Below are 16,648 nucleotides of genomic sequence, written 5' to 3'. Positions count from 1 at the left end.
TTTGGAGATTAGTTTTTTGCGACCTGGACAGGCTGCGTCTGAGCGGCTCCCGGAACCGATGCGGTCGTCGGTGCATTAGCACTCGATCCGGCCGCCTTCGAAGGCGTATACGCGGTCTTGATCACGAAATTGACGATCCCGATCTTCGGTGCTTCGCCCTCGGCATTCACTTTCTGAGGGGCGTTTTGGTTTTGAATTTCAGCACGAGTCGTCTCAATGCTCAGATTCGAGAATAGTCCGTTCGAAAATTCAAGACTGCGGCCAAACTGGGTGACCTGACTTTCGTCGGGGGAATTGCCCTTGAATGTCAACTGTTCGCCGTTTTGTTCGACACTCTCGAGGTAAAGCCCCGGTGTCATCGCAATGCGCTCGCGCATCGCTTCAAGTACGGCACTTGGGCCTGCCTGTGATCCACGAAGCTTCTTGATCGCTTCGATACGCATATCGATGTTCTGGATCTTCTGCTCGAGGTCTTTCTGCTCGGCGATCACAACCGCAAGATCTGCTTCGATCTGCTTCTGTTCTGCAAGCTGACGCTCGGCTTCGGTCTTGGCCATTTGCGTGCTGATAATGTCCCAGCCGATAACAGCGGCGAGTAGTGCAGCAACGACCAATGACATGACGACGAATCTGGACGCAGGACTCGCGATCTTGCGATCTACGGCTACGGCGGCTCCGCCTTGTCGTTCGGTTACAGAATTAAGTAAATTGATCTTGATCATCTTGTTACACTCCCCTTATTGCCAGACCGACTGCCACAGCCATTTCAGGCACGATCTCGCTAAGATATTCAGGGTCAAACTTTTTGTCGTCCACGCGAATATTACGGAACGGATTTAGAACTTCTACTGGAAGCTCGAGACGCTGCGAAAGTTCCTGCGACAAACCGGCAAGTTTCGAACCGCCGCCAGATATCAGGATCTTTTGTACAACGGTCTCGTTATCTTCGGTCGTCGCTCGATAGAAATCGAATGTCTTCTGTATTTCCATCGCTACGATCTCGGTAACGTTATTCATCAGCGGCTCGATCGCTTTTTCTTCGATACCGTCCACGGCGTCATTGACACCGCGTTTCACAGCCTCTGCTTGTTGGAAGTTTAGCCCTAGGCTTCGCTGAAGGACATCGGTGAACTGACTGCCGCCGACTGTGATATCGCGTGTAAATAAGGAACGTGTGCCCTTCACGATGTTGACGTTCATCGTCGAGGCACCGATATTGAGCAGCGTGACGACATCGTTGTCGGTCGGGCTGTAATTCGCTTCGTAGCAATTCTGCAGGGCGAACGTATCAACGTCGATGATCACCGGCTGCTTGCCGGCTAACTGAATGGCTTGTTTTATATTATCTATACGATCACGTTTGCACGCGGCGATCAGGACGTGAGTAGAATCAGCTGTCTCGGATGTGACTTGGTAATCCAGGCTCACATCAGCCAGATCATACGGAATATGCTCTTCGGCATGCCAGTCGATCGATTCCTCGAGTTCCTCTCGGCTCATCGACGGCAGAACGATGTTCTTTATAATGACACTGTGACCACTAACGCCGGTGACGACCTGTGTCGCGGCAACTTGGTGATTGTTGCAGACGCTCTGGATCACGTCCGAAACGACGTTCAGCTCCATGATCTGCCCGTCAATGATCGTGTCGCCCGGCAGATTTTCAAATCCGAGGCTGACCAAATTGAGACTGTTTGGTTTGCCGTCAAGCTCGACCATTTTGATCGAACTCGAACCTATATCCAAACCGGCAACGCTTTTCTTTTTACCGAACAGCATTATTTTTTGCTCCTTGTTGGCTTTCAGTTTACTTTCACGCCAATCTACTTCAATTAATAGAGTTTCCCTGAAATTTCCGGGTCGGTTGGGCTTTGGCGTTTCGGAAGATCTTTGCCACCTTCTGAATTAAACGCGTAGTCGTAAGCGATCGAACGGCAGGTCTGTTTACTTAGCAGTGCCAAAAACCCGCAACTTTCCGGATGTTTTGACCGCGAACTGCGGCCTTTGAACTGTCATTCTTGAGAAAACTCATTCGCATATGGTGGCGAAGGGTGAACAACCTATTGGCTGTTACTCTTTAGAATTTACAGTAATGCACAACGTCTGTCAACACTTTTTTGCATTGTTTAACTTAAAATGAAAGAAAAATATTCATACTGACTGGCGCGGTCGGTCAGAATGACGGCATAGAAGCCAATTTGTGAATTTTTTCTTGGCCCGGAATGGGACTTTCTACCGGCTTTTCTTTAACTCTAACTTTGCAATGGATTCAAGATGCACTTCGTCGGGCCCATCCGCGAGGCGAAGTGATCTGGCGTAGATCCAAAATTGCGCTAGTGGAAAGTCCTGGGACACGCCGCCGCCGCCGTGGACCTGGATCGCCTGATCGATCACTTTCAAAGCCATCTGCGGAACGACGGCTTTTATCATCGCGATCTCGCGTCGCGCGGCTTTGTTCCCAGCGGTGTCCATCATCCACGCCGCCTTGAGAACGAGCAAACGTGCTTGGTCAATCGCGAGCCGAGCTTCTGCGACCCATTGGCGAATCACACCCTGGTCGGCGACGGCTTTGCCGAATGCCATTCGGGTCTTTGCACGGGCACACATCAACTCAAGGGATCGCTCAGCGATTCCGATCAGCCGCATACAGTGATGGACTCGTCCGGGCCCAAGCCGCCCTTGCGCGATCTCAAAACCGCGGCCTTCACCGAGAAGCAAATTTTCCCTTGGAACACGGACGTTGGTGAATGAAATTTCCGAGTGTCCGTTCGGTGCATCGTCAAAACCGAACACCAGCAGATTTCGCTCGACCTTGACGCCCTCGGCATCCATCGGTACCAGCACCATTGATTGCTGCAGATGTTTCGGAGCATCCGGATCGGTCTTGCCCATAAAGATAGCAAGCTTGCATCGCTTGTCGCCCGCACCGGTCGACCACCATTTTCGCCCGTTCAAAATATAGCCATCACCTTCACTTACGATTGACGCACAAATGTTCGTGGCATCAGACGAGGCTACATCCGGCTCGGTCATCGCAAAACACGAACGAATCTCGCCATTTAGCAACGGTGCCAACCAATGCAGTTTTTGTTCCGGCGAACCGTACAAATGTAGCACCTCCATGTTGCCGGTGTCTGGAGCCGAGCAATTGAATACTTCGGATGCCCAAACAACACGCCCCATGATCTCAGCCAGCGGTGCGTATTCGAGATTTGTAAGCCCCGACACATCCGGCAAAAACAAATTCCACAGATCTGCAGATTGAGCATGATGCTTCAGTTCTTCCATCAGTTTTGACGCCTGCCATCGGTCACCAGAATTGATCTCGTCCAGATAGGCTTGCTCATTTGGATAGATCCACTCGTCCATGAACACATTCAGCCGCGATTGCATTTCCAATGATTTCTCAGAATATTCAAAGTTCATACCCGGTCATTCTCTTATACAAATGCCCTGCGCATCAACATCAATAGCGAGGTTTTTAATTGCACAAACATGAGATTCGCCGATCATCACCACACTTGATGAAGTCGTCTTGTTGTCGATCTGTGGGCGGGAGGGCTGGCCGAAGGACTTGAGTGAATTCGAGGCGTCACACAGGTTGCTCTACAACGAAAAATCCTGAATAATCGGGAGTAATTCCGGCCATTTTGAGGCATTCGAAAATTGAACAATATAGATCATGACCTCTATGAGTTTATGGGTGAGACCAAAAACGTCCGCAAGGGCGAAGAGATCGACATCGACAGTCTTAGGACCTATTGCAAAGGCCAGCCGAACCTGCTCGACGGCGAAATTCGTGTAGAACAATTTCCAGGCGGCAGTTCGAACCTGACTTATCTGATTCGACTAGGACGAAAGGAATTTGTACTCCGCCGGCCGCCGTTCGGGAACACGGTCAAGTCGGCCCACGATATGCGGCGTGAATTTGATGTGCTCTCAAAGCTATCGGCTGTGTACGAACCCGCTCCTCGGCCGCTGCTCTATTGCGAGGACCAGTCGGTCATCGGCTCCGAGTTTTACCTAATGGAACGCCGGCAAGGTTTGATAATCAGAGGAAAGATCCCGGGGACGCTCGAGCTTGGAGTCCCGCCTTCAGGCGGCAACACCGCGGGCGAAGAGCCGCCTGAAGGCGGGACTCAAAACGCCCTATCGCAAGCCGAGCTGCTCGAAACGTCTCAGGTGTTTCGATTCGAGGTTTGCAAGAGCTTCATCCAAAACCTAGCCGATCTCCACTCGCTGGATCTCAAGGACGCAAAACTGGAAACCCTCGGCAAACCCGTTGGCTACAACAAACGCCAAGTCGAAGGCTGGACTAAACGCTATTTCGCGGCCAGGATCGACGAGGTTCCGGAAATCGAAAATGCGATCGCGTGGCTCAATGAAAACATCCCGGCAGAATCGGGGGCTTCGCTGATCCACAACGATTACAAGTTCGACAACATCATGCTCGATCCGTCAGATCTTACAAAGGTAACGGCTGTTCTCGATTGGGAGATGGTCACCGTCGGCGATCCACTGATGGACCTCGGCACAACACTTGGCTATTGGATTTCCAGGGACGCACCCGACGGATTGCTCAACATGCCCTTCAACCCGAGGGTCCTGATGGAAAATATCACGCGGCAAGAGCTGGTCGATATGTACGCCGAATCTCAGGGACGCGCCGTTCCGGACATGCTGTTCTATTATGTCTTCGGCACATTCAAGATCGCCGTCATCGCGCAGCAGATCTACGCAAGATTCGCGAAAGGCTTCACCAGTGACGCAAGATTCGCAACATACAACAAATTTGTGGCATCACTCGGGATCATAGCCGCATCTGCGATATCTAGAAAATCGATCTGATCACAGAATCAAAATATGAGAAAAAATTTGTTACTCTTATTTATAGCACTCTCATTTTCGACCTTTGCGTACGGCCAGGGCACGCCAAAGCCAACTCCAACGCCCGCACCAAAGCCGCCTGTTTATATCGCTGCTGACAATGTCACGACCGTTGCGCAGGTCACGGATGTCACATCAAAAGACGAATATTACATTCACCTCAAAGCCTTGATCGAGTCGCACAAGGTCAAGAATTTGACGTATCAATATGAGTACAACGGTGCCGCAAATCTGAACTCACCTGATCTAGGATATATGGCTTCGAACGGGCAGATCGCGATGATGGCGGTAGCCAAAGAGCGAGGCATGTTGGCCTCAAAATACAAAGCACTCTTTGGAAAGAGTTGCTCAACGCCATTAGGCAAGAATGGAGTTCTGGCTGAGGCCGAAGTTCTCGAAGAACTAAAATGCCGATTCGGCCTGACCGAGATGAAAAACAGTACGCCAACGAACGTTGTGACGAAAGGCCGATTCGCGATGCTTCTCAATCAAGCCTTGAATCTCTGGATCCGCAAGCTCGACGCGTTGAAGTAGATCGGTTAGTTCCCTGCTGTCCGCTCACGCCAGCTTTGGGGCGGGCCGCCGGCATCGACGCGGACCATTTCGATCGCGCCGGGCGACGGGCAGACGAGGTAGCAGAGATTACAGCCGACACATTCTTTCTCGATGACACGCGGATAGCGTTTGCCGTTTGACTCGACAAACTCGAAGCTCTGATGGGCACCGTCTTCGCAGGCGACGTAACACAGATTGCACTGGATGCACTTTTCTTCGTTAACACGGGCCTTGACGTCGTAGTTGAGATCGAGATTGCCCCAGTCGGTCACGCGATGGACGGATTTGCCGATAATGTCATTGACCGACGCAAAGCCTTTCTCATCGAGATAATTATTCAGCCCGTCGATCATGTCCTCGACAATGCGATAGCCATAATGCATGACAGCCGTACAAACCTGAACGTTACCCGCACCGAGCAGCATAAATTCGACCGCATCGCGCCAGGTGTTGATACCGCCGATGCCCGAGATCGGAATGTTGAAATCAACATCCCTCGCCAATTCGCTCACCATATTCAGAGCGATCGGTTTGACCGCCGTCCCGCAATAACCGCCGTGAGCAGCCATGCCGTTGACGTTCGGGTACGGGATCATCGTATCGACATCGACGCCCATCACCGAGTTGATCGTGTTGATTAGCGATACGGCATCGGCTCCGCCGCGTTGAGCTGCATGTCCCGGCGGTACGATATGCGTAACATTCGGTGTCAGTTTGACTATCACCGGAATATTCGCAACTTCCTTGACCCATTCGGTGACCATGCAGGTATATTCCGGCACCTGCCCCATCGCCGCACCCATTCCGCGTTCGGACATACCGTGCGGACAGCCGAAATTGAGTTCAAAGGCGTCGCAGCCAGTGTCCTGGGTTCGCTTTGTAATTTCCTGCCAGGCTTCCTTTTTCGACTCGACCATCAGCGAAGCGATAACAGCGTGGTCCGGATATTTCTTCTTACACTCGGCCATCTCCTTAAGATTGACCTCGAGCGAACGGTCGGTGATCAGCTCAATATTATTCAGCCCGATCATCCGCACCGGCCCCTGATCAAGCGCAGCCAAACGCGAAGAAACATTGGTAATAGGTTCACCCAAAGTCTTCCAAACCGCCCCGCCCCAACCGGCATCAAATGCCCGCTCGATCATCGGCCCCATATTAGTAGGCGGGGCGCTAGCGAGCCAGAAAGGATTAGGAGATTTGATGCCTGCGAAATTCGATGTTAGATCAGCCATAATATCAGTCAAGCCATTCGATCTTTAGCCCGGTTGCTTTCACGATTGCTTCCCTTGACTCCAGTGTTTCAAACCCAATTACCGAATCTTGTCCACCGGTATCAAAATAGGTGAAACGCCCCTTTGTCTTGAGGATCTTTGTAAGTTCAACAACCTTTGAGAAAAGTTGAGGATCGGCCCAGTCATCAACAACCTCCAAATTCCACTTGTATGCCTTATTTCGAACCGAAAATGAGACCCATGCCTTTTATTCTCTACATCAACGTAATCCTTAAGATTGCTAAATTTCAATTCACCGCGCGTTATCCGCTCAAGGTTCTTCATAATGTCGACATACGCACCATGATCCTCGATCGCCTCCATGTCAAAATGCCAAACTCGGTCGGTAAGCGGCGTCCACGGCTCGCGTTCGATCGTTTGACCGAGCGTGATGTACATCGTCATGAACGGCGGCGTGTCGAATTCACTCTTTCCGCCCCAACGATCAATATCGTCAACCTTTATCGTAGGATTTAGAACAAAACCTAATCTTTCGAAAGTTTTCAACTGCTCTTCGAAGGACACTGATTTCTTTTCAACCTTTGGTGGCGGTGACGATGACTGTCCGTTAGTCGCCCGTTCGGAACAACCAAGGAAACAAACAACAAAGCCGAACAAGGCTGCCCTAAAAAATGTTATTCGTAATCGCATTGAATCAAATCTGAGCCTTCTACTTCGCTCCCGCAAATTTAACGGCCTCGCCCGTCAGCGTTTGATGAATTCCCTGAGCGGCCAACTTGCCCATCTGCGAAGCGTCAACCGCCTCGGCTCCGCCGTTAGCACAGTCGCCGCCGGAGAATATTTTTGGGTTCGAGGTCTGCATCTGATCGTTAATTACAACGCGGTCTTTTTCATCGACGGCAACACCAGCAACATCGCTAAAGAACGACGCCATTTTTTGCTGCCCTATAGCTTTGATGACCATGTCGCAGTCGATCTTAAATTCGGTGTTTCCCTGCCGAACACGCATTCCGCCGACGCTCGAAATGCCGCCGATCTCGACCGGCGTGGTTTCCCACATAAATTGGATGCCATCCTTTCGGGCGAGTTCCATCTCGTATTCGTACGCGGGAGCGTCTTTCTCCGTACGGCGATAGATGAGCGTGACCTTTTCAGCCCCAAGCCGCTTGGCTTGAGTAACCGCGTCGATCGCCGTATTTCCGGCGCCGATCACGGCAACGTTCTTGCCGAGCGGAACGTTCATCCAGTCGCGAGTTTTGATCTTTTCGATAAATTCAAGAGCATCATAAACGCCGTCAAGGTCCTCGCCGGGAATATTTAGCTTGTTGGTCTCACCGAGTCCTGTCGCTAGAAAGATCGCATCGTGCCACTCGTTCAGCACATCGAAGCCGACGGCATTTACTTCGCCAAGGATTTCGGAATCGGGCGTCGCTCCGCGGACGATCTGGGTATTCAAGATGAACTTAACTCCGAGTCCGGCGATATATTCGACCTCGCTCAATGAAACCGATTTCGGCATTTTGTACTCGGCCATGCCGTAAGTATCAAGCCCTCCGGCCTGAGCTTTTCGTTCATATACGGTCACGTCATAACCAAGGCGTGCGAGATATGTCCCACACGAAAGCCCAGCGGGCCCGCTGCCGACGATACCGACCGACTTGCCGTTCGATTCGCCTTTAGTAAAAACAGGGCGACCGCTCGCCATTGCAAAGTCGGTCGCATGACGCTGCAGACGTCCGATCTCAATGGGTTTCTTGAGGAGAGTTTTCTCAACGCACGCGCCTTCGCAAAGCACCTCGACCGGACAGACTCGCGCACAGCTAGCACCGATCGGATTCGCATCGAAAATAACGCGGGCTGAACCATGCAGATTACCGGTCGCGATCTTCTTAATGAACGAAGGCACATCGATGCCTGTCGGGCACGCCTGAATACAAGGTGCGTCATAACAGAACAGACACCTGTTTGCCTCATGCATCGCCTCGGCCGCGGAAAACGCCGGATTGATCTCCGAGAAATTTCGCTCGATCTGAGTAATTTCGAGCGGTGAGCAATAGTCGTTTGCCATATCTTAGTCAGCGACGATCGGCCCGTAGGCATCAGGGCGGCGATCTCTGAAGAATTGCCACGTGTTTCGCACTTCACGGATCTTGTCCATTTCGAGATCGGCGACGACCAATTCATCCTGGTCGCGAGACCCTTCGACGAGAATCTGACCCCGAGGGTCGCAGAAATAGCTCTGGCCGTAAAATTCCCCAATATTCCAAGGAGCTTCCGTTCCGACCCGGTTTATCGCTCCGACGAAATAGCCGTTCGCCACTGCGTGAGCGGGCTGTTCGAGTTTCCAAAGATATTCACTCAAACCCGCAACGGTCGCCGACGGATTAAAAACGATCTCGGCTCCATTGAGGCCGAGACATCTTGCCCCTTCGGGAAAATGCCGGTCGTAGCAAATATAGACGCCGATCCGGGCGAACGCCGTATCAAAACAAGGGTAGCCGAGATTGCCCGGCCGAAAGTAGAATTTCTCCCAAAATCCGGGGTTCACATGCGGAATATGGGTCTTTCGATATTTGCCTAGGTACTTACCGTCCGCGTCGATCACCGCGGCCGAATTATAATAAATCCCAGTCTGCTCTTCTTCATAAATCGGCACGATCAGCACCATTCCATACTGTTTCGCGACTTCCTGCATCAGTTTTACGGTCGGCCCGTCTGGAATCCGCTCGACTGCCTCGTACCAGCGAGTGGTCTGTTCCGCACAGAAATACGGCGTCGTGAAGATCTCTTGAAAACAGAGCATCTGCACGCCCTGACGTGCAGCGTCCTCGACCATACTCATTTGATGATCGAGATTGGCCTTTCGGATCTCTGGTATCGGAGCATCGGTCGGTGCGACGTTGTGGGCCTGAATAAGCCCGCATTTTACTATCCTAGACATTACAATTTATCCTCACTAGGTTTATTTCGCAGGTATCGCAAATTTGGAAGCATTGATAGCCGGGTTGATTTTTACGTCTGTTATCTTCCGGGTCCACTGGATCTGCGGCATCGCATACTTGATGGTCGTTGGCAGCTTAACACCGCCGAAATCCTTATAGTCCTGATAATCTACTTGAAAAACATGGTTGCCAAAAACGGTCGGGCTCGACGCCACTCGACGCACGAGCAGTCCCGAGACCGCATCGAAATAAAGGCGCTCGCGTTTTTTATCGGCAGTCGTTGCCAAGATCATATGTACATCGCGACCGTCTATCCTATCTAGAAATCGAAATTCGAGCGTAGCATATATCGTTTTGATACTCGGATTCCCAAACAACTGGGCTTCACGTTTGCCCTGCTCCAATTCGTCGGCCTTCAGGTCAATTTTGACTTCTCCGCCGAACTTCAAATAATCCACTCCGTCGAAGATCTCGCTCACCACATATTTACCGTAAATGGTATCGGAACGGAACCTGTTCCCTTTTTGAAATATCTCCTCCGGTTCTACGGTCTTGCCGTCCGGTTCGGCTCGACTTGCTTTGATCTCTCGCGATGTGATCTTAGCTATCCTATCTTTACCACCGAGAGCTATTTCATATTTCGCTAAGATCTCGTCGGCCGTGGGTTTGACTTCAGGTTGTTTCGGCCTTGCATCGGTTGTTTTTGCAGCTGAAAGCGGAAATGACGGCTGCGGGTGCGATCTGCCGTTATGGCATGAATTGCAATTGATCTCCGGACGGCCGTCGAACTGAGTTTTGTTCAGATCGAAGACCATCTTCATCATCTTGCGCCCGTATCCTTGTGCTCAAAGCCCTCTTTTTCATAGTCGCCGTCGTTCGATGCGTGACAGAACTTACAGTCCACGCCCAGGCTGGCCGAGATCATATTCATTACCTTGCCCATTTGGTCGGCCGGCATATCGTTCAATACCTTGATGCTCTTGAATTTCTGGCCAGCTGTCTCAACTTTGGTTTGTGTCTTTCCCACCGGCACCACAATGGCCAGAGCAACCGCACAGAATCCAGCGATTATTATCAGTTTCAGCTTGGTCAATTCTTTTCTCCGTTGAACTTCTTACTTTCAATATCGTGACTTCAACTAGCTCATCCAATTGACACCCGCCTCGGGGTTCCATTTGGTCGTCGTCTTTTTTCAGTCTTGTCCAAAATTCGATCGAGCTTTGCCCGTAATATCGTTTGCGCCAAATCGCGAATCATTCCAGCCGCCAAATGAAAATGGCTCGCGTGGAACCGGCACACCGATATTGACTCCGATCATACCGGCACTAGCGTGCTCCATGACGTACCTAGCAAGTCCGCCGCTCTGGGTAAATACTGCTGCGGCATTGCCATACGGGTTCGCATTCTCGATCTTGATCGCCTCATCCAACGTTTCAGTACGCATAATGGAGATCACCGGTCCAAAGATCTCCTCGTTCGCGACGGACATTTCCGGAGTCACAAAGTCAATAACAGTTGGGCCAACATAGGTACCGCCTTCTTTTCCGCTCACAACGGCATTGCGGCCATCGACGAGGATCTTTGCTCCATCGCGTTCGGCTTCAGAAATATAACCTTCAATACGCTCTTTCGCAGCCTGTGATATGACAGCTCCAAGATTCTGGCCGGGCACGATCTTGCGTGCCTCGACACAGATCTGGTCGATGATCGAATCAACATTCCCTACCGCAAGCATCGCCGATGCGGCCATGCAGCGTTGACCGGCACATCCCGACATTGACGCGGTCACATTCGAAGCCGTCATCGACGGATTGGCATCAGGCAGAACAAATAAGTGATTTTTCGCTCCGCCAAGTGCAATACATCGTTTCAGAGCGTTGGTACTTTGCTGGTAAACAAGCTTCGCGACTTTTGTCGATCCGACAAAACTGACGGCCTCGATATCCTCGTGAGCGCAGATCCCTTCGACGATCTCTTTCCCGCCATTGATCACATTGAAAACCCCGTCAGGTAATCCGGCATCCTTCAATAGCTGAGCCATTCTAAGGACAGAAAGCGGCACAAGTTCCGACGGCTTCATGATCATCGTGTTGCCGAGAACGAGTGCATTCGGCATCGTCCAATTAGGCACCATCAGCGGAAAATTGAACGGAGCGATCGAGGCGACAACACCGACCGGAAAATGTTCGATCCTGCATTCCACGCCGCGGCTCACTTCCAAAACTTCGTTTGAAACAAGCTGCGGCATCGAGCACGCAAATTCGGTCAGCTCGATGCTCTTATCCACCTCAGCCTTTGCCTCGTCCCAAGTTTTGCCGTTCTCCTCAGAAATAAGAGCTGTCAGCTCGTCAGAGTTCCTTTCAAGTAAATTTCGGTATTGAAAAAACACCTGAACGCGTTCCTTGATCGGAAGTTTGCTCCATGATTCAAAAGCATGTTTCGCCGAAGCGACCGCTGCATTTAATTCATCGACGGTCGACATCGGAACAGTCGACAGCAAATTGCCGTCAAGCGGCGATATAACATCCAGATCTTCGGACGAACTGCTGTCAACAAACTCGCCGTTGTAAAAATTCTTAACTCTCTGATACTTCATTATTACCGGTTTCTCTCGGCGGAACGACCGCCATTAATGCCCAGTGCACTACAAATCCAACGCCAAACCCTACAAACCATCCATAATCATATAGCACTCTGAGACTTGGAATTATCAACCCTATCCACGCAAAAAGCAACCCAAAAGCGTCGCAAACACGGCACGCCAATTCCAACCGCCGTAAATTCCCCCGTTTCGGTATAGATCGCCAAGGTTCAATTCTCTGCGTCGGACCAGCCAATAGTCCGCTATCAAGACGCCGGCAATAGAACCAAGTCCTCCCGAATAACCAACCAGCCAGCCAAAAATGTATCCTGACGGGTCGGCAAGCAGTTTCCATGGCATCATCAAGATACCGATAATTCCGGTAATAAGGCCGCCTGTACGGAACGATATCAGCTTGGGGAAAGCATTGGCAAAGTCATTGGCAGGAGAAACGACGTTCGCGGCAATATTCACTGACAGCGTCGCAACGACGACTGTGAACATCGATATCGCGACCACCGCGGGCTGAGTGAATTGGCCGACAAGCTTGACCGGATCCCAGGCATCGGCAGGGTTCATATTGGGGGAAAACGATCAATGCCGCTGAAGTGATAAGCACGCCCATTGCGGCAAACACAACCATAGTGGACGGCAATGCAACCACTTGCCCGACTGCCTGTTCCCGCTGGCTCTTGCCGAATCGAGTAAAGTCCGGCATGTTCAGGCTCAGAGTCGCCCAAAAACCGATCATAGCAGTCAGCGACGGGACAAATACGGGCCAAAACTCACCGAGCGAGTGGAATTTGCCGGGCTCGTTCAGCAGGAATCCAACGCCGCCCGCCTGGTACAAGATCCACGCCAACAGCAGGCCGGTCATCACCATCACATAAGGAGCCGCCCAATTCTCCACGATCCTGAGCAGATTCATCCCCTTATATATAATGGCGATATTCATCGCCCAAAAGATCAGGAAGGATAGCCACTCGGTCGGCGTGTGGCCGCCGATCGCCGGTCCGAGCAGTGTCGCCCAGCCCGGAATAAACGCCGCGAAAAAGGTCTGCAACGCCTGTCCGCCGATCCACGCCTGGATCCCAAACCAACCGCACGCCACGATCGCGCGCATCAGTGCCGGAAGATTCGAGCCCATCGTTCCATACGCCGCCCGGGCAAATACGGGAAACGGAATGCCGTATTTCGTTCCGGGATGCGAATTGAGCAAGATCGGCGCAAGCACGATGACATTGCCGAGCAGGATCGTAAACAGAGCCTGCCACCAGTTCATCCCAGCCGAGATCAGCCCCGAGGCCATCATATACGTCGGAATGCAATGGGCCATCGAGATCCAGAGAGCGGCGTAGTTGTACGTCGTCCAATTACGCTCTTTAACCGGCACCGGAGCGAGATCCTCGTTAAACAGCGCCGACCCCTCGATCTCCCGCAGAGCCTCGTCATTCAGCTCAACGCGTCCGTCATCGTGTTGAATGGTTTCGATCATAAGCCTCGCACCTGCCGCTTCTGCTCAAATCTTAGAATTCAATTATCTTAGTGTTACAAAAAACTAACCGATTTTAGCACAAAAAAACACGAACGGGATCTTCTCCCATTCGTGTCTTTTCGTGCAATTCGTGGCTAAATTTCAGCTAAAGCTCCCCTCCTTGGGAAAGGAGGGGTGCCCGGCTTTGCGGGCGGGGTGGTTCGCCTACGCCAGCGTCACGTCGTAGTTTGGCGAATAGTTGCCGAAATCGGCGTTTTTCCTGACGAATATCGAGCGGATGGTACCGACCTCGGGGTTATCGGGATCGGCCATCGGCACTTCGAACGTCGCGGGCAGATTGGTCACGATGGCGACCGTACCGTACGTCTGGCCCTTGGCGGCGTATTCGACACGCATGACCGGCAGGCCCTGCATGCTGCCGTTGATGGTGACCATGTTCGTGCTGGCCGAAACGGTCCTGAGCTCAGGAGCGGTCTCGGACGGGATCAATCCCTGCTGTTCGGCGCCGACGAGGCCGAGGTCTTCGCCCATCGCGAGCGTGTAGCCGTTGTTTGCGACTATCTGATCACGCAGATCGAAAAACTGATCGACCGTGCCGCGGGTGAACGCCGAGCCGTCGATGACCGGGAATACGGGAGCGGTCGGGGCGACAATTCCCCTTGGTTCGCCGTACAGCACGATGTCGCGCCAGTTGGTGACGGCCTGTGCCGTCGAGCGGCACTGATTCGCCGTGTTGATCGCGTTGATGATCATGTTGCAGAGCGTGATAGCGTCGGTGACCTGGCCGGCTGTCCAGCCGAGCGTCGCGGCATATCCGCCGATCTTCGCGATAACGTTTTCTAACAATAGTACCTGGTCGGCCAACGTCGAAGGCCACCAAAATGATCTAGCCATAGCTGATCCTCCTTACGTATTTTGGATACGTGGCTTGGGAAAAACGGCCGGGGTTGGCCAGAGTTTTGGAAGCCGGACATCGCTGCGGATGCGGGAGGTGCGACGCTTCCAAAAACAGAATAATAATTTTAAATTCCAAATGTCAACATTTTATTTTCGCACCAAAAACGCCCCAAATGCCCGTATTTACTGCCTTTCGCGAGATCACCAAAAAATATCTTCTCCCGCTCCCACAAAAATCCCCGATTCCTAAAAGAAAATCCCTAACCTAAAAGTAACTAACTCCTATAGATCGAAACAAAATTCCCCAAAAAACTTTTCGATCTTTCCCCCAAAAAATTCTATCTCTTCCCAACCCACTTTCGATCTCTCTCCGCCAAAAATTCCCCGCCCTTTTCAGAAACCGATCTCCCCCAAAAACAAAAAAGCCCGCCCCGGAAAAACCTCTTTCCCGACCAGATCATTCTCTCCCCGAAACAAATTTTCTTCTCTCCGCCATAAACCAGTATCCGTCCGGAACAGATCCTACTCTCCCCGAAATAGATCACCTTCCCCCAGACCGCTCGGTCCAGCGATAACCTTTAGCGTCCTGTCGCCGTCGGCGAAAAGAATCCAGCAACAGATTCGCGGGCCGGACACCAGTTTCCACATTTCAATTAGATCGCCTTAGTATATGGACTTAGGCTGCTGTTCTTAATTCGATTGAGCGTCGAATTCAAATTCTTCGTCAACGCCCGGGCTTGGTTCTTGTTAATTGTGTCGACATACCGAATTTTCGAATTTATCGAAGCAAACTGTTCCTTCAGGTTAAGCGGCGGGTGCGTTACCAGTTTGTTAATGGCCGATCGGACATTCGAGCGATAGATCTTATTTACGCCCATCGAGTTGTTTAAAGTTTGATTCATCAGTATTTGCGGCTTACTGCCACGCATTACCTTAACTTTGTTTCTGGCAACACGGAGTCCTGCTCGTCGCAGAGACGAAATCGCCTTCTCAAGAGCCAATTCCGCGTTTTCACCCGAAAACGCTAAATCGTCAACCCAGGTTGTGTAAGTTATTGAATTTTGCCGACAAAATTCGACGAGTTCGCCGTCGATGGAAATTAGAACGAGATTGGCTAAAGCTGTACTTGTTGGCGCTCCCTGCGGCAAACGACGCCGGAACGTCGTGAGCTGGGTCAACATAGCGGAGACTTCCGAGCCACATCCGAGAAATCGAAACCAAATGTCGTAAATGACCTTATTAGAAATACTAGGAAAATAGCTTCGGATGTCGATTGTAACGAGCTTTTCGTTCCCTAGGTGAAGTTTGGCGTTCTTTACCGTATTCCTTTCTTTGATACCGCCGAAAACGTGCTCGGGCCAGGGCACCCCGCAAAGCAAGTTATCGCAAATTCGCCTTTGAATAGTTTTCAATAACTCTGACGGGTTATCGATTTCTCGAACTTTGGCAGGCTTTGATTTTTTTGCAAATGGTTTCGGCTTCTTCCTTTGCTTAAACGGCTTGTAGTAATCCCCAGCATGCGCTGCAATGTGTCTCAACTTCTTCGGATCAATACGAAGTCGCTGGGCAAGGTCATTTACACTGACGATTGATAATTGTGGAATGCTCACTGCTCAAGGCATTAAGAGACTTTTGGCTTCAATAGAAGTTCGGCGAGAGCACTAGCTAGACTACGTAAATCTTCGGCTTTCTCACCCTTCACGTCTCCTCGTTCGGTCGCGAGCATCTTAAAGAGTGACACAGGCATTTCCAATGCAGAACTTAAAGACGCTATTGCCTCTGGGCCCGGACGTCTCTTACCAGATTCAATAAGTGATACGTAACTGGCGTCAAGTCCCGACTTCTCGGCAACTTCGGCTTGTTGCATTCCCGAAATTGCCCGTGCCACTCTAAGTGCTTTTCCGAAATCCATCGAGAAATAAAAGTAAATTGAATCGCCCTCGAACTCAAAGAATCAACTTCGTCTTCATCCAAGTAAAACGCATCAAAAATCATGTTGGAAATTTCTTCGACCGACCTTCGAAGTTCTGCACTATCGATCGTTCGTTTCCTCGACAAT

The 16,648-nt window shown here is 51.2% G+C and carries 15 protein-coding genes and 1 pseudogene; 2 read left to right on the top strand and 14 right to left on the bottom strand.

Annotated elements, in window-relative coordinates; all coding sequences use genetic code 11:
• Positions 1 to 8: 8 nt before the first annotated feature.
• From IPK01_09150 to IPK01_09140, 3 genes are all read right to left on the bottom strand, one after another.
• A complete protein-coding gene (locus tag IPK01_09150; protein ID MBK7933650.1) occupies positions 9 to 722 on the bottom strand; it encodes a PilN domain-containing protein in 714 nt (237 codons plus the stop codon).
• A gap of 4 nt (positions 723 to 726) precedes the next feature.
• On the bottom strand, positions 727 to 1,779 hold the full coding sequence (gene pilM / locus IPK01_09145) for a type IV pilus assembly protein PilM (GenBank protein ID MBK7933649.1): 1,053 nt from the start codon (positions 1,777 to 1,779) through the stop codon (positions 727 to 729).
• Positions 1,780 to 2,232: 453 nt separating this feature from the next.
• Positions 2,233 to 3,426 carry an acyl-CoA dehydrogenase family protein gene (locus IPK01_09140; GenBank protein MBK7933648.1) on the bottom strand — a complete coding sequence of 398 codons (1,194 nt, stop codon included), beginning with the start codon at positions 3,424 to 3,426 and terminating at the stop codon, positions 2,233 to 2,235.
• Positions 3,427 to 3,699: 273 nt separating this feature from the next.
• Here IPK01_09140 and IPK01_09135 point away from each other — a divergent pair, with 273 nt between their 5' ends.
• Complete coding sequence (locus tag IPK01_09135) at positions 3,700 to 4,848, top strand: phosphotransferase family protein (GenBank protein ID MBK7933647.1); 1,149 nt, start codon at positions 3,700 to 3,702, stop codon at positions 4,846 to 4,848.
• A 15-nt stretch (positions 4,849 to 4,863) separates the two neighbouring features.
• Positions 4,864 to 5,421 carry a hypothetical protein gene (locus IPK01_09130; GenBank protein ID MBK7933646.1) on the top strand — a complete coding sequence of 186 codons (558 nt, stop codon included), beginning with the start codon at positions 4,864 to 4,866 and terminating at the stop codon, positions 5,419 to 5,421.
• Between the two features lie 5 nt (positions 5,422 to 5,426).
• Here the strand turns inward: IPK01_09130 and preA are convergent, their stop codons facing one another.
• From preA to IPK01_09075, 11 genes and pseudogenes are all read right to left on the bottom strand, one after another.
• The gene (preA, locus tag IPK01_09125; protein MBK7933645.1) at positions 5,427 to 6,674 is read right to left on the bottom strand and encodes an NAD-dependent dihydropyrimidine dehydrogenase subunit PreA; all 1,248 of its coding nucleotides are present in this window, start codon (positions 6,672 to 6,674) and stop codon (positions 5,427 to 5,429) included.
• A 78-nt stretch (positions 6,675 to 6,752) separates the two neighbouring features.
• Positions 6,753 to 7,220 carry a hypothetical protein gene (locus tag IPK01_09120; protein MBK7933644.1) on the bottom strand — a complete coding sequence of 156 codons (468 nt, stop codon included), beginning with the start codon at positions 7,218 to 7,220 and terminating at the stop codon, positions 6,753 to 6,755.
• A 163-nt stretch (positions 7,221 to 7,383) separates the two neighbouring features.
• On the bottom strand, positions 7,384 to 8,742 hold the full coding sequence (locus IPK01_09115; GenBank protein MBK7933643.1) for an NAD(P)-dependent oxidoreductase: 1,359 nt from the start codon (positions 8,740 to 8,742) through the stop codon (positions 7,384 to 7,386).
• Between the two features lie 3 nt (positions 8,743 to 8,745).
• Positions 8,746 to 9,615, bottom strand: a complete 870-nt coding sequence (locus tag IPK01_09110; GenBank protein MBK7933642.1) for an acyltransferase — start codon at positions 9,613 to 9,615, stop codon at positions 8,746 to 8,748.
• 21 nt (positions 9,616 to 9,636) lie between these two features.
• Complete coding sequence (locus IPK01_09105; protein ID MBK7933641.1) at positions 9,637 to 10,440, bottom strand: hypothetical protein; 804 nt, start codon at positions 10,438 to 10,440, stop codon at positions 9,637 to 9,639.
• Positions 10,437 to 10,709, bottom strand: a complete 273-nt coding sequence (locus IPK01_09100; protein ID MBK7933640.1) for a hypothetical protein — start codon at positions 10,707 to 10,709, stop codon at positions 10,437 to 10,439. Before IPK01_09100 ends, IPK01_09105 begins: the two co-directional genes overlap by 4 nt.
• A gap of 99 nt (positions 10,710 to 10,808) precedes the next feature.
• Positions 10,809 to 12,212, bottom strand: a complete 1,404-nt coding sequence (locus tag IPK01_09095; GenBank protein MBK7933639.1) for a CoA-acylating methylmalonate-semialdehyde dehydrogenase — start codon at positions 12,210 to 12,212, stop codon at positions 10,809 to 10,811.
• Positions 12,193 to 13,692: pseudogene (locus IPK01_09090) on the bottom strand (NCS1 family nucleobase:cation symporter-1). Before IPK01_09090 ends, IPK01_09095 begins: the two are co-directional and overlap by 20 nt.
• A gap of 204 nt (positions 13,693 to 13,896) precedes the next feature.
• Positions 13,897 to 14,586, bottom strand: coding sequence for a hypothetical protein (locus IPK01_09085; protein ID MBK7933638.1), 690 nt, complete (start codon positions 14,584 to 14,586; stop codon positions 13,897 to 13,899).
• Positions 14,587 to 15,242: 656 nt separating this feature from the next.
• Positions 15,243 to 16,199, bottom strand: coding sequence for an RNA-directed DNA polymerase (locus IPK01_09080; protein ID MBK7933637.1), 957 nt, complete (start codon positions 16,197 to 16,199; stop codon positions 15,243 to 15,245).
• A gap of 11 nt (positions 16,200 to 16,210) precedes the next feature.
• Positions 16,211 to 16,501, bottom strand: coding sequence for a helix-turn-helix transcriptional regulator (locus IPK01_09075; protein MBK7933636.1), 291 nt, complete (start codon positions 16,499 to 16,501; stop codon positions 16,211 to 16,213).
• Between the last annotated feature and the right edge of the window lie 147 nt (positions 16,502 to 16,648).

Source organism: Acidobacteriota bacterium, assembly GCA_016713675.1.
Classification (GTDB): Bacteria; Acidobacteriota; Blastocatellia; order Pyrinomonadales; family Pyrinomonadaceae; genus OLB17.
Note: the sequence above shows the minus strand (reverse complement) of the source record. Positions and strands in the feature narration are given on the sequence as shown.

Excerpts from the sequence above, each read along its gene's own strand:
- IPK01_09085 (MBK7933638.1), bottom strand. The coding sequence starts at position 14,586 with ATGGCTAGATCATTTTGGTGGCCTTCGACGTTGGCCGACCAGGTACTA.
- IPK01_09130 (MBK7933646.1), top strand. The coding sequence starts at position 4,864 with ATGAGAAAAAATTTGTTACTCTTATTTATAGCACTCTCATTTTCGACC.
- IPK01_09075 (MBK7933636.1), bottom strand. The coding sequence starts at position 16,501 with ATGGATTTCGGAAAAGCACTTAGAGTGGCACGGGCAATTTCGGGAATG.
- pilM (MBK7933649.1), bottom strand. The coding sequence starts at position 1,779 with ATGCTGTTCGGTAAAAAGAAAAGCGTTGCCGGTTTGGATATAGGTTCG.
- preA (MBK7933645.1), bottom strand. The coding sequence starts at position 6,674 with ATGGCTGATCTAACATCGAATTTCGCAGGCATCAAATCTCCTAATCCT.
- IPK01_09140 (MBK7933648.1), bottom strand. The coding sequence starts at position 3,426 with ATGAACTTTGAATATTCTGAGAAATCATTGGAAATGCAATCGCGGCTG.
- IPK01_09150 (MBK7933650.1), bottom strand. The coding sequence starts at position 722 with ATGATCAAGATCAATTTACTTAATTCTGTAACCGAACGACAAGGCGGA.
- IPK01_09135 (MBK7933647.1), top strand. The coding sequence starts at position 3,700 with ATGGGTGAGACCAAAAACGTCCGCAAGGGCGAAGAGATCGACATCGAC.
- IPK01_09105 (MBK7933641.1), bottom strand. The coding sequence starts at position 10,440 with ATGATGAAGATGGTCTTCGATCTGAACAAAACTCAGTTCGACGGCCGT.
- IPK01_09115 (MBK7933643.1), bottom strand. The coding sequence starts at position 8,742 with ATGGCAAACGACTATTGCTCACCGCTCGAAATTACTCAGATCGAGCGA.
- IPK01_09110 (MBK7933642.1), bottom strand. The coding sequence starts at position 9,615 with ATGTCTAGGATAGTAAAATGCGGGCTTATTCAGGCCCACAACGTCGCA.
- IPK01_09095 (MBK7933639.1), bottom strand. The coding sequence starts at position 12,212 with ATGAAGTATCAGAGAGTTAAGAATTTTTACAACGGCGAGTTTGTTGAC.